13 protein-coding genes are annotated in these 12188 nt (G+C 66.2%); 8 read left to right on the top strand and 5 right to left on the bottom strand.

What is annotated here, in order from left to right:
• The first annotated feature begins 56 nt into the window (after positions 1-56).
• Positions 57-353 carry a hypothetical protein gene (locus M1E17_RS03870; RefSeq protein WP_457965580.1) on the top strand — a complete coding sequence of 99 codons (297 nt, stop codon included), beginning with the start codon at positions 57-59 and terminating at the stop codon, positions 351-353.
• 518 nt (positions 354-871) lie between these two features.
• On the opposite strand, the gene M1E17_RS03865 is transcribed toward M1E17_RS03870, so the two are convergent.
• Positions 872-1135, bottom strand: coding sequence for a hypothetical protein (locus M1E17_RS03865; protein ID WP_457965579.1), 264 nt, complete (start codon positions 1133-1135; stop codon positions 872-874).
• A 62-nt stretch (positions 1136-1197) separates the two neighbouring features.
• Entirely contained in the window at positions 1198-1551 is a 354-nt protein-coding gene (locus M1E17_RS03860; RefSeq protein WP_457965577.1) for an NAD(P)-binding domain-containing protein, read from the bottom strand.
• Positions 1552-1711: 160 nt separating this feature from the next.
• On the opposite strand from M1E17_RS03860, the gene M1E17_RS03855 reads away from it, so the two are divergent.
• A complete protein-coding gene (locus tag M1E17_RS03855) occupies positions 1712-2563 on the top strand; it encodes a DUF1684 domain-containing protein (RefSeq protein ID WP_457965575.1) in 852 nt (283 codons plus the stop codon).
• A gap of 74 nt (positions 2564-2637) precedes the next feature.
• On the opposite strand, the gene M1E17_RS03850 is transcribed toward M1E17_RS03855, so the two are convergent.
• Positions 2638-3873, bottom strand: a complete 1236-nt coding sequence (locus M1E17_RS03850) for an acyl-CoA dehydrogenase family protein (RefSeq protein WP_457965573.1) — start codon at positions 3871-3873, stop codon at positions 2638-2640.
• Positions 3870-4682 (bottom strand): SDR family NAD(P)-dependent oxidoreductase, encoded by an 813-nt coding sequence (locus M1E17_RS03845; protein ID WP_457965572.1) that lies wholly within the window; start codon positions 4680-4682, stop codon positions 3870-3872. Before M1E17_RS03845 ends, M1E17_RS03850 begins: the two co-directional genes overlap by 4 nt.
• Before the next feature lie 133 nt (positions 4683-4815).
• Between M1E17_RS03845 and M1E17_RS03840 the strand changes: the two genes are divergently transcribed.
• From M1E17_RS03840 to M1E17_RS03825, 4 genes are all read left to right on the top strand, one after another.
• Positions 4816-6084: a glycoside hydrolase family 76 protein gene (locus tag M1E17_RS03840; RefSeq protein WP_457965571.1), complete on the top strand. Its 1269-nt coding sequence runs from the start codon at positions 4816-4818 to the stop codon at positions 6082-6084.
• Positions 6085-6247: 163 nt separating this feature from the next.
• Positions 6248-7300: an iron ABC transporter substrate-binding protein gene (locus tag M1E17_RS03835; RefSeq protein WP_457965569.1), complete on the top strand. Its 1053-nt coding sequence runs from the start codon at positions 6248-6250 to the stop codon at positions 7298-7300.
• Between the two features lie 3 nt (positions 7301-7303).
• Positions 7304-8896, top strand: a complete 1593-nt coding sequence (locus M1E17_RS03830) for an ABC transporter permease (RefSeq protein ID WP_457965567.1) — start codon at positions 7304-7306, stop codon at positions 8894-8896.
• Positions 8893-10062 carry an ABC transporter ATP-binding protein gene (locus M1E17_RS03825; protein ID WP_457965566.1) on the top strand — a complete coding sequence of 390 codons (1170 nt, stop codon included), beginning with the start codon at positions 8893-8895 and terminating at the stop codon, positions 10060-10062. The genes M1E17_RS03830 and M1E17_RS03825 overlap by 4 nt, the downstream gene beginning before the upstream one ends.
• Positions 10063-10086: 24 nt before the next feature.
• Here M1E17_RS03825 and M1E17_RS03820 read toward each other — a convergent pair whose 3' ends face one another.
• A complete protein-coding gene (locus tag M1E17_RS03820; RefSeq protein ID WP_457965565.1) occupies positions 10087-10695 on the bottom strand; it encodes a YdeI/OmpD-associated family protein in 609 nt (202 codons plus the stop codon).
• Positions 10696-10778: 83 nt separating this feature from the next.
• Between M1E17_RS03820 and M1E17_RS03815 the strand changes: the two genes are divergently transcribed.
• Together M1E17_RS03815 and M1E17_RS03810 are read left to right on the top strand one after the other, a co-directional pair.
• Positions 10779-11519 carry a VOC family protein gene (locus M1E17_RS03815; RefSeq protein WP_457965564.1) on the top strand — a complete coding sequence of 247 codons (741 nt, stop codon included), beginning with the start codon at positions 10779-10781 and terminating at the stop codon, positions 11517-11519.
• 107 nt (positions 11520-11626) lie between these two features.
• Positions 11627-12166 (top strand): NUDIX hydrolase family protein, encoded by a 540-nt coding sequence (locus M1E17_RS03810; protein ID WP_267277715.1) that lies wholly within the window; start codon positions 11627-11629, stop codon positions 12164-12166.
• The last annotated feature ends 22 nt before the right edge of the window (positions 12167-12188 follow it).

Below are 12188 nucleotides of genomic sequence, written 5' to 3'. Positions count from 1 at the left end.
CGCCAGGGCATAGCTTGGGTAACACCAGGACAACGAGTGACACGAGGAGGAACGGCATGACTACAGAACCGACGGAGAGCATCGACACCAACGACGGCGACGGCACCGCACCGGTCAAAGACGGTCTCAGTGGGAGGGTGGAGCCACTCGCCCGTGAAGCCGTTGACGCCGTCGGGCCGGAAGCGGGTGCCGAACCCGGCAGCGCGAACGATTCCCGGGCCGAGACGGAAAACAGCAGCGGCAGCCCCGACGACGTCGAAGGCCTCAACAAGGCCGCGGGACCGGCACAGGAATCCAACGACCAGGCGGCGGACAGCCGTTCCCTGACCACTGACACCAGCCCCAGCGACTAGCGTTCAAACAGCTCCGTTGAAGCGCGCTCCTAGCGTGGTTGGGAGGGATTTGTTGGGTCGCCTTGGGACGGGGGATTGACGGGCGGCCCTGACGTTGCAGGTGATACCGGTGACCCGTGCTGGCTTTGAGTCATCTCAGGGGTAGGTGGGACGGTTGGACCGCTGGGCTCAGCACCGTTTTGCACAGCATCAAGCCGGTGCTCCAGAATCTGCACAACAGGAAGCCTGTTCCCGTGTGCCCGTTCGTAGGCCAGCACTTTCGTCAGGTCCGCTTCGTTCAGTCCTGTGATCCGCGAGGCCAGCGTCCCCGTCGGAAGGTGATCGTAGTCGGGCAAGGGAAGTTCATCATGCTGAGGGACGTCGTTCACCGTATCCAGCCTCCTTAGGTCCAAACCCCGCCAGCGGGCGGGCAGTGGCAGCAGGCGCTGCTTTCAAAATTAGCAGCGGGCGTTTCCCAACGTAAGGCCTTAACACAACGGCAGGCAGCCTGAACTGCCACCCGGAACCAGGAACGGACCTCAGCGGACGATCTTGAAGTTGAAATCAGCCGTCCCCAGCGTTGACCACAGCCGCAGCCAGACGGGCAGCATCATCTCGGCACCGCGGGCACTAGTGACATCGCCGAGGTCGATGATGTCCCGGTGCCCCAATGCCGCAAGCAGCTCAGCCACCGTCTGTTTGGCCCCGGGGTCGTCTCCGGACACGAACACCGAATGGTCCCCGCCCGCCAGCCGCCCGGGATCAGCCATGAGCCCCGCGTTCATGGTGTTGAGGGTTTTCACCACCCGGGCGTCCGGGAATGCCCCCTGGATGCGTTCGGCGAGGCTCTCCGTGTTGACCGGGTTCAGGACCGGCGGCGTGCCCTGGGAAAGTCCAGTGGGTTGGAAACGTCCATCAGGACTTTGCCGGACAGGTTAGCTGAGCGGGCCGAGCCAAGCGCGCTGAGTGACCTCGCGCCGTCGGTCGCGTTAACCACCAGTTCCGCCTGGGCCGCAGCATCCGCAAACGTCTCCAGCGGGATGTGCTGGTTCCTGCTGTGCCATTCGCTAAACGGCGGGGTACCGACGGCGTTAGGGCGGGTCCGGGCAAAGGTCGCCTGCGGGTCGCGGGTCCCCAGGACAACGGTGTGGCCCAGTGCCGAGAATGCAGGGGCCAATGTCCGCCCTACCGTTCCCGTGCCAAGGATGGCGATCTTCATGGCTCCTCCGTTTTCAGCGGGTCGGGCTCAGCTGGCCCAGTCGGTTCCGACCTTACTCCGCGGGGGCGGCGTGGCAAGGTAACCGGTGGCTGTCACAGTTGGAATGAACGGCACGCCCGCGGGGTTGTAGCCGGGGCAGCCGAACAGTCCTGGAGGAACCATGAGCACACCCGCAGCAGCCCAGCTGGAGCGATGGCAACGCTTCCGCAGCAACCGGGACAAGGCACTGGCCACCCCGCACGGCTGGCTCACCCTCACGTCGTTCCAGTGGCTGGACAGCGAGCCATCCGCCGCCGAAGCCGCCCCCGGCCTCTGGTCAACGGACGGCTCGACGGCGGCACTCACCGCCGTGCCGCAGGACGGGCTGACGTTCGTGGAAACCGGCGAACCGGTGGACGGCACGGTCACGGCACGGCTGGCCGACGAGGAGTCCCTGATGTGGGTGCAGTTTGACGGCGCGGACGGACAGCCGGTGGTGGTGGAACTGGCTATGCGGGCCGGCCGGTACGCCATCCGCACCCGGGATTCCGGCTCACCGGTGCTGACGGAGTTCGACGGCGTCCCCACCTTCGACTACAACCCGGACCTGGTGATCGAGGCCAGCTTCCGCCCCTATCCTGAACCCGTGGACGTCCCGATCGGTACCGCAAACCCGCTGGTGGATGGCGTCCACCGGTCTGTGGGCGAACTGGTGTTCCGGCTGCCCGGCAAAGACCACGAATTCCATCTGCAGGCCGAGGAGGAAAAACTCGGCGCCCTGACGGTCACGTTCCACGACGAAACCAACGGATCCGGTCCGCCCGAACAAGCAACGGCCGAATGGCGCAAGGTATCCACGCCCCGGCCCCGCGTCGATCCCTCCGGAAACGCGTATGTGGTTCTGGACTTCAACCGGGCCATCAACTACCCCAGCGCCTTTACGCCCTATGGAACCTGCCCCATGCCGGTGAAGAACAACAGCCTTGACGCCAGGATCGAGGCCGGCGAGAAGATGCCCGGGCCCGCGGACTGAGCGCGAACTGGCAGCTAATCCCCGCAAACTCGCGTTTTGAGGTCATCAGCTGCCAGTTCGCGCTGTAGGGCGGGTCAGACGATGGCGGAAACCCCTGTCACCGCCCGCCCCACGATCAGCGAGTTGATCTCAAACGAGCCCTCATAAGTAAAAATGGCCTCGGCATCGGCGAAGATCTTGGCCATCCGATACTCCGTCACAATGCCGTTGCCACCCAGGATGGACCGGCCCATCGCCACGGTTTCCCGCATACGGGCGCTGATGTAGGACTTGGCCAGCGCCACCTGCGGCATGTCGGCCGCGCCGTCCTCCTGCAGCTGGGCGAGCCGCACCATCATCCCCATGCTCGCCACGGTATTGCCCAGCATGGTCACCAGTTGCTGCTGGATGAGTTGGAACTTCGCCAGCGGGCGGCCGAACTGGTGGCGTTCGACGGCGTACTGCCGGGCCACGTCGAACGCGGCCAGCTGCTGGCCCACCCCCTGCCAGGCCACCATGATCCGAGAGCCGCGCAGGAGCCGATTGGTGTCGTCAAAACTCGCGATGCCGGAAAACCTGTCTGCCTCGGCCACGCGCACGTCCGCAAAGACAATGTCCGCGTTCTGGACGGTCCGCAGTGCCATCTTGTTCTCGATCCGGCTCCGGCTCACCCCGGGCAGGGAAGCGTCCACGATGAATCCCCGGACGGCCCCGTCCGCCTCGTCGCGGGCCCAGACGAGCAGGTAGTCGCAGAACGTCCCGTTCCCGATCCAGCGCTTGGCGCCGTTCAGCACCCAGCTATCGCCTTCGGCGTCGGGCTCTCCTGTCCGGGATGAGATCCGCCGTGCCCTGGTTTCCATGCCGCCGGCAACGTCGGAGCCGTGCCCTGGTTCGGTGAGGGCAAAGGCACCGGTGATGCGCAGGTTGGACGCGTCACCGAGAAGCCGTTCCCTCTGGCCCGGGGAACCGAACGCGTAGAGGGATTCCACAAACAGGTCATGGTGGACCAGGAAGAACGTAGCAATGGAGGTGTCCACGCGGGTCATTTCGGCGATGACCAGGCCGGCGAACAGGTGGCTGTAGCCGCGCTGGGCAGGTGTGCTGAGCTCCAGCGCCGCGAGCTTGGGGAGAATGTGCGCCGGAAATTCGGCCTTGTTCCACCATTCCCCGGCGTAGGGTGCGATCTCCGTGGCGAGAAAGTCCCGCAGTTCGGCCAGCTTGTTGCGCTCGCCGTCACTCAGGAGCGATTCGAAGGCGAAAAAGTCTGCTGTGGGCAGCTCCTCACCATGCGCCGCGGCCAACTCTGCGGAGGGCGGCTGCGCCGGATTCATTTGGGGCCCATTCGGATGGCGCCGTCCAACCTGATGGTCTCCCCGTTCAGCATGGCATTCTCCACGATGTGGGCCAGGAGGTTGGCATACTCGGCAGGGCGGCCAAGCCGGGAGGGGTGCGGAACCTGCCTGGCCAGGGATTCCTGGGCTTCCTGCGCGAGCCCGGCCATCATGGGTGTCTCAAAAATTCCCGGCGCGATGGTGACCACCCGCACCAGGGAGCGCGCCAACTCCCGGGCCAGCGGCAAAGTCATTGCCGCCACGGCCCCCTTGGAGGCGGCATAGGCAGGCTGGCCGATCTGCCCGTCAAACGCGGCCACGGAGGCCGTATTGATGATCACCCCGCGCTCCTGGCCACCGAGGTCCGTGCCAACAGGTTCGGTGGCCACCATGGCCGCCGCCGCGAGGCGCAGCACATTGAACGTCCCGATGAGATTCACCTGGACAACCCGGCTGAAGGCATCCAGCGGCAGTACGCCGTCCCGCCCCAGAACCTTGCCCGGAGTGGCGATGCCTGCGCAGTTCACCACGATCCGCAGCGGGCCCAAGGCAACGGCGGTGTCCACGGCGGCCTGCACCTCCGCTTCGCTGGTCACATCCGCGGGGACAAAAACGGCCGTCCGTCGGGAGCCTGACGGCTCACCACTCAGCGCCTGTCCATTGAGCTCATCGGCAAAGGCCGCGCCCGCGGAGGATGGCAGATCGATCAGTACCACTGAGGCTCCGGCGCCGAACAGGCGCCTTGCTGTAGCGGCCCCCAACCCCGACGCCCCACCCGTGATCAGTGCGACGGTACCGTCGATGTCCATACATCCTCCTTGATGTGAGCGCTGCTGCCGGGAACCTCCGGCGCTGAACGCTAGTTAGTGAATGTTAACTGAAATGCCGGCTCCCGCCCAGTCCGCCGTCGAGCCGCGAGGCGGTGCTACTAGGGTGGAAAGCATGAGCCCGCCGGCCGAACCGCCCCCCACAGACGAATCGCACGCAGACGAATCCAGCACCGACGAATCCCGCACAGACGAATCCCACGCGGACGATTCCCCTGCCGTCACGCCGCCCGTTGATTGGCCTGGCCGTGCCGATGAGGCGGCCCGTGCTGTCACATCGCTCTTCGGCCAGCGGCTCCTGTTCCTGCCGGGCACGCATCTGGGCGCCGTCGTACAGCCCTCCGGCGGACTGAAGAGCCTCTTCCGCCCGTGGCACTACTGGTGGCAGGCGCATTACGTGGACTGCCTGGTCGACGCGGGAAACCGGGAACTCAGCAGGGGGGCCACGCCGGCCGCACGATTCGCGGGCCCCGGCCGCCCCAGCGCCGGACGCCTCGCCTCACACCTGGTCACGGGGATCAGGCTCCGGAATTTCCTCACTTTCGTCAACAGCTACTACGACGACATGGCCTGGCTGGCCCTGGCCACTCTCCGGCTGGAAAGGCTGGCAGAAGAAACCCGCAAACCCGGGCGACGCCGCAACGCCCGGCTCCGCACCATCCTGGCCCGGCAGTTCGATTCAGCGTCCACGGACCACTTGGGCGGCGGCACCTTTTGGAGCAAGAAGCGGGATTTCAAGAACACCCCGGCCACGGCCCCCGTAGCCCTTTTTTACGCCCGCACCGGCGAGCCGGCCAAAGCCCGGGCCCTGCTGGACTGGCTGGGTGCCAGGCTCTTTGATCCCTCACAGGGCCTCTACCTGGACGGCCTGCGCCTGACCGGGACGGGCGAATTCCTCCTGGAAAACGCCATCTACACCTACAACCAGGGCCCTGTCCTCGGGGCTCTCCTGGAGCTCGGCGGCGAGGCCAACCTGGCGCGGGCCGGCACCCTGGTGGAGGCGATCGCGCGCAACCTGACGGTCAAGGCCGCGAACCAAATCCTTCACTGCCACGGAACGGGCGACGGCGGCCTGTTCACCGGGATTCTCTGCCGCTACCTCGCTCTCGCCGCAGCGGATGCCAGGCTTCCGGACAGCGTCCGGGGCACTGCGGCAGGACTCGTCATAGGCACCGCGGACGCGTTCTGGTCAGGCAGGCGGGAGGTTTCACCGGCCGAACCCCTGTCCAGGCACGGCGGGAAGCTGCTCTTTTCATCCCTCCCGCAGGAGCCGGCGACTGCCACCTATCCCGCGGGAGCCGCCGTCGAGCTGTCCACCCAGCTGCAGGCGTGGATGGCGCTGGAGGCGGCGGCAGTGGTGCAGCAGCGCGGGAAAACTAATTAAGTCACGCCACACTACCGTAATTGATGTGATCCTCATCACTTAACCGCCTTCAGGGCTGGTTGCTTAGGATTGGCTAACCTACAGTTTTGTCGAGTGAGCCTCCCCTGATCCCAGCTCACCAGGACCACGGTCCACCTGACTTTTCCCCCAGAAAGTAGCCCCCATGAAGATCCGCACCAACGCGCTGGCCGGCATTGCCCTCGCCGCAACTGCAGCCCTCGGACTGACCGCCTGCGGCGGCAGTGCCACTCCGGCAGCCACCGGCACCTCCTCGTCGGACAGTGAAGCCGGCGGGATCACCGTGTACAACGCCCAGCACGAAAGCCTCACCAAGGAATGGATCGAAGCCTTCACGGCCGAGACCGGCATCAAGGTGACCATGCGCCAGGGTTCGGACAGCGAGCTGTCCAACCAGATCATCCAGGAAGGCGCGGCATCGCCGGCCGACGTTTTCCTCACGGAGAACTCCCCCGCGATGACGCAGGTGGAGAACGCCGGGCTGTTCGCTGACGTGGACAAGGCAACCATCGACCAAGTTCCGGCGGAATATCGCCCCTCCACCGGAAAATGGACGGGCATTGCAGCCCGCTCCACGGTCCTGGTCTACGACAAGGCCAAGCTGACCGAGGACAAGCTCCCCAAGTCCATGCTGGACCTGGCCAACCCGGAGTGGAAGGGCAAGTGGGCTGCTTCCCCCACCGGAGCCGACTTCCAGGCCATCATCTCGGCACTGCTTGAGCTCAAGGGCGAGGCTGCCACCGAGGAATGGCTCAAGGGCATGAAGGAAAACTTCAAGGCCTACAAGGGCAACGGCACTGCCATGAAGGCAGTCAACGCCGGCGAAGTTGATGCCGCGCTGATCTACCACTACTACTACTACGGCGACCAGGCCAAGACCGGCGAGAACTCCAAGAACGTCACGCCGTACTACTTCAAGAACCAGGACCCGGGAGCGTTTGTCTCGGTATCCGGAGGCGGGGTCCTGAAGACTTCCAAGAAGGCAGAGGATGCCCAGGCGTTCCTGAAGTTCGTCACGGGAAAGAAGGGCCAGGAAGTGCTGAAGAACGGCACCTCGTTCGAGTACTCCGTCGCGTCTGGCGTTCCGGCCAACGACAAGCTGGTTCCGTTGGTGGAACTGCAGGCCCCCACCGTGGATGCGGCCAAGCTGAACTCCGCAAAGGTCACCGAGCTGATGACCAAGGCAGGACTCCTGTAATTCGTGACCACTGATCTATCGGCTCCCCCCACCAGGGAGAGCACGACGACGGCGGGCCGGGGCAACAGCCCTCGCCCGCCTTTCGGCGTTTCCGTGGTGTCCATCCTGGCAGTGCTGATCGCACTGTTTTCCCTGGTTCCGCTCGGCTACGTGGTCTACATGACCGTCGCAACCGGGTGGGACACCGCCGTCGAACTGATCTTCCGGCCACGCGTCGGCGAACTGCTGCTCAACACCGTGCTGCTCACGGTGGTCACCGTTCCGCTGTGCCTGATCCTGGGTGTGGGCGGGGCGTGGCTGGTGGAGCGGACCAGGCTGCGGGGCCACAGGATCTGGGCCGTGCTCCTTGCGGCCCCCCTGGCCATTCCCGCTTTTGTGAACAGCTACGCCTGGGTCTCGGCCGTGCCGTCCCTGGAAGGGCTTGGCTCGGGCGTACTGATAGCCACCCTGTCCTATTTTCCGCTCGTCTACATTCCCGCGGCGGCCACCCTCAGCCGGCTGGATCCGGCCATCGAACAGTCTGCCGCTTCCCTGGGGCTTGGCGCGTGGCGGGTCTTCTTCCGTGTGGTGCTCCCCCAGCTCCGGCTTGCCATGACCGGCGGCGCCCTGCTGGTGGGCCTTCACCTGCTGGCCGAATACGGCGCTTTTGCCATGATCCGCTTTGACACGTTCACCACCGCCATCATGGTCCAGTTCCAGTCCACCTTCAACGGCACCGCCGGCAACATGCTGGCCAGTGTGCTCGTCTTTTTCTGCCTGATCCTGCTGGTGCTGGAAGCCCGGGGCCGAGGCTCTGCCCGCTACGCCCGGATCGGCTCCGGCGCTCAGGCCAAGGCGATCCGCCTTCCCCTGCACGCCTACCAGGTTCCGGCCCAGCTCTCGCTGGCTGCGCTGACCGCGCTGGCCTTCGGGCTCCCGCTGTTCCTTGTCCTCCGCTGGACCCTGGCCGGCGGCCCGGCCGTCTGGGTTGCGGACGAATTCATCCCGGCCCTCCTGCAGACCCTCGGATACGGCCTGGCAGGAGCTCTCGTGACCACCATCGTCGCGTTCCCCATGGCCTACCTTGCCGTCCGATACCCCAGCTGGTTCAGCAAGTCCCTTGAGCTCTCCAACTACGTCACCAGCTCCCTGCCCGGCATTGTGGTTGGCCTGGCATTTGTCACGGTCAGCATCCGGCTGGTCCCTGGCCTGTACCAGACTGCCGGGGTGCTGGTGGCGGCGTACGTCCTGCTGTTCCTGCCGCGGGCCCTGGTGAACCTTCGCGCCGGCCTGGCCCAGGCACCCAAGGAACTTGACGAGGCTGCCCAGGCGCTGGGCAAGCCGCCGCTGCTGGCCTTCATCCGTGTGACCCTGCGGCTCACGGCCCCCGCAGCCGCCGGTGGTGCCGCCCTGGTTTTCCTGGCCATCGCCAATGAGCTCACGGCCACGCTGCTGCTGTCCCCCAACGGCACCCGCACGCTGGCCACCGAGTTCTGGAGCAAGAGCAGCGAGATTGACTACTCCGGCGCCGCCCCCTATGCGCTGCTGATGATCCTGCTCTCTGCGCCCATGACCTACCTCCTCTTCCAGCAGTCCAAGAAAGTGGCCGGACAGTGACCCATTCCTACACTTCGCGTGGTGCCCCCTCCAGGCTTCCGGAACCACGGATCGCCGCTTCGGTGGAAGCCAGCACCAACAGCCACCTGCAGATTACGGACGCCACCAAGAACTTCGGGTCCCAGGCGGTGCTGAAGGGCGTCAACCTGTCCGTGGCGAAGGGCGGCACAACGGCTATCGTGGGTCCGTCCGGTTCCGGCAAGACAACTCTGCTCCGGCTGATTGCGGGCTTTGAGCACCCAGCCACCGGCAGCATCTCCCTCAACGGCATCAAGGTGGCGGGCGACGGCGTCTGGCTGCCTGCGCACAAACGCCAGGTCGGGTATGTCGCGCAGGACGGCGCGTTGTTCCCGCACCTCTCGGTTGGCCAGAATGTTGCCTTCGGCCTGGACCCAGCCAAGCTTCCGGGTGGCCGCCGCGGTGTTCCCGGCCGGATCACTGAGCTGCTGGAGATGGTGTCCCTTGACCCTGCAATGGCCAAGCGGCGTCCGCACCAGCTTTCAGGCGGCCAGCAGCAGCGGGTCGCCCTGGCCCGGGCGCTGGCCCGGGAACCGGAACTGATGCTGCTGGATGAACCATTCTCAGCCCTGGACGCCGGCCTCCGCGTAGCCACCCGCCGCGCCGTGGCCACGGTCCTGAACAAGGCAGGTGTCACCACCATCCTGGTGACCCACGACCAGTCCGAGGCGCTGTCCTTCGCCGACCAGGTGGCTGTCATGCGCGGCGGCAGACTGGCCCAGATCGGCAACCCGTTTGTGGTGTACACCCGCCCTGCAGACCGAGTTACCGCCGAGTTCCTGGGCGACGCCGTCATCCTGGATGCCTGGATGGAAGGGTCCCTGGCCACCTGCTCCCTGGGCGGCATCCCGGTCCGCCGGCCGCCCGCACAGGGCCGCGTGCAGCTGATGCTGCGCCCCGAGCAGATCCGCATCGCGGAGGACGGCCCCATCCGCGGAGTGGTGGTGGACACGGACTACTTTGGCCCGGAAACCACCGTTCGGCTCAAGCTTGCGGTGCCGCCGGAACTCGCTAAGGCGGACCACCGTTACCCGGGCGGCGGGGAGATCATCACCATCCGGCACTGGAACGCGTCCATCGCGCGGCCCGGGATGGAATTGTGCCTCCGCGTGGTGGGCGAAGCGGTGGCCTTTCCCCTGGACGGCTGACGCTTCCGGCCGCCAGGCCGGTTGTCACGGGTCGCCAAAGTGGGCAGGCTTCTTTTGCTGCGGGAAGGGCGACTCGCCACGGGCCAACATTTCCACAAAAGCGGCAATCTTCCGCTCCCGGAGCGCCTGGTTCTTCACCGAGGTGGTCCGGTAGATCAGGGCATAACGGTTCACGGACGTGAGGACGTCGAACATCGCCTGCGCCTCCGGGACCGCAGCGATCGCGGCAGCCAGGTCGGCCGGGACTTCCGCCGCAGCCTGTCCCGGATAGGCCGCGTCCCAGCGCCCGTCGGCTTTCGCGCTTTCGACGGCGACCCGTCCGGCGTCGGTCATCTTCCCTGCGGCCTCGAGCCGGGCCACGTGCCCGACGTTCCGTAGCGACCAGCGGCTTTTGGGGCCGCGGCGCGTCATCCGCTGGACGTAGCTCCCGGCGTCGCGCTTCTTGACCTGTCCGTCGATCCAGCCAAAACAGAGGGCTTCATCCAGTGCGGCGTCGTAGTCCAGTTCGGTGACGTCGCCGCCCTTCTTGTGCAGCACCAGCCACACCCCGGGACTGTCTTTATGGTTGGCTTCCAGCCAGGACCGCCAAGCGGCGGCGTCAGGCACCAGCAGTTCCTCAAGTTCAATGGCCATGGGCCTATTCTGCCCCGTGCCCGCTGCTGGAAGTCGTGGCATGATGGCCCTACCTGCGCCGTCCCCGGAGTCGAGGAGAAACCATGCTGCGTGTCCGCCCTGTCCATTTCACGTCCCGGCTGGACCAGTGGGAGCAACTGCTCACTGCCCTGGGCCTGGCGAAAACGGCGGATCATGGCATGTGGCGCGAGTTCGACGCCGGCGTGGGGCGCCTGGCCCTGCACCAGGCCGAGGCAGGCACGGCCGACGACGGAACCACCGTTTTCGGGGTGGAGGTGGGCGACCTTGCCGAGTTCGCCCGGCGGACCAACCTGGCCGCCGAGGACACGGGCACCAGCTCCGCCGAAATCGTCCAGGCTGACCACGGCGAGTCCTGCCGGGTGACAGCGCGGGACGGCTTCAGCTTCCTGGCCGACCCCGCCGCCCGGGGGGAGGACGGCACCTGGGCCACTTCCCGCGGCGCTGACCCGGCCCTCGCCGTCGTCGCCGTCCTGTTCACCGAGGACGCTGCCGCCGCCGCGCAGATGCTTCGGGACATCGGCGGGAGCTTCCGGCCCTCCCCCGATGCCGACGAAACCGCCGACTTCACCGCCAAGAACGGCGGTGTGCTGATGGTGCGTCCCGCTTCCGGACCGTCCCGGGCCGGCCTGGGCTTCGAATACGACGGCGACCTGGACACCTTGGCGGACCGCCTCACGGCAGCTGGGCATGAGGTGCGGATCACCGAGGAGGCGTTCGGCCGCACGCTTCACCTCCCCAACCCCGATGCTGGCGGGTCACCTGCCGCCCATGTGCCGGCCACGCTGTGGATTTCGAAGCGTTGACCCTTCTGACGCCGAGGGGTGAGATCCCGGTGCTTTGGGCGACGCTAAGGGCCGGTATCTCACCCCTCAACAGGCCCGGAGCCCTCCGATGGGGTAGAACTTAACCCATGAACGTTCGCACACCTGACCCCAATCCCGGCTGGCTTTCCGAAGAAGACCTCTTTGAGGCGCGTGGGAGGCTTCCCATGGTTTACGTGGAAGCGGTGCCGGTCAGGCTGGATCCGCTGGGGTTCGTGAACGAGGTGGGCACACTCCTGCAGGCCGATGAAGACGGGACCATGATCCGTTCGCTGGTGTCGGGCCGGGTCATCTATCGCGAGACCATCCGTGCCGCGCTCCTGCGCCACATGGAAAAGGACCTGGGCCCCCTGGCCTTCCCACAGCTGCCCATCAGCCCGGTGCCGTTTACCGTGGCCGAGTACTTTCCGGCGCCGTCGCAGACCGGGTTCACCGATGATCGCCAACACGCCGTGTCGCTGGCGTATGTCATTCCGGTGACCGGCGAATGCGAGCCCCGCCAGGATGCCCTGGAACTGACGTGGATGACGCCTGAGGAAGTCCTCAGCCCGGACGTCCAGCTCGAATTCAGTGGCGGACGCGGTTCCCTGATCCGGCAAGCACTGGCCTTTGCCGGTGTGGGCTTCTGACGCCCTCGGTTGACCCGGGGTC

It is taken from the genome of Arthrobacter sp. D1-29, from assembly GCF_054130585.1.
The sequence above is the reverse complement of the archived record's forward strand: the minus strand, read 5'-3'. Positions and strand labels throughout refer to the sequence as shown.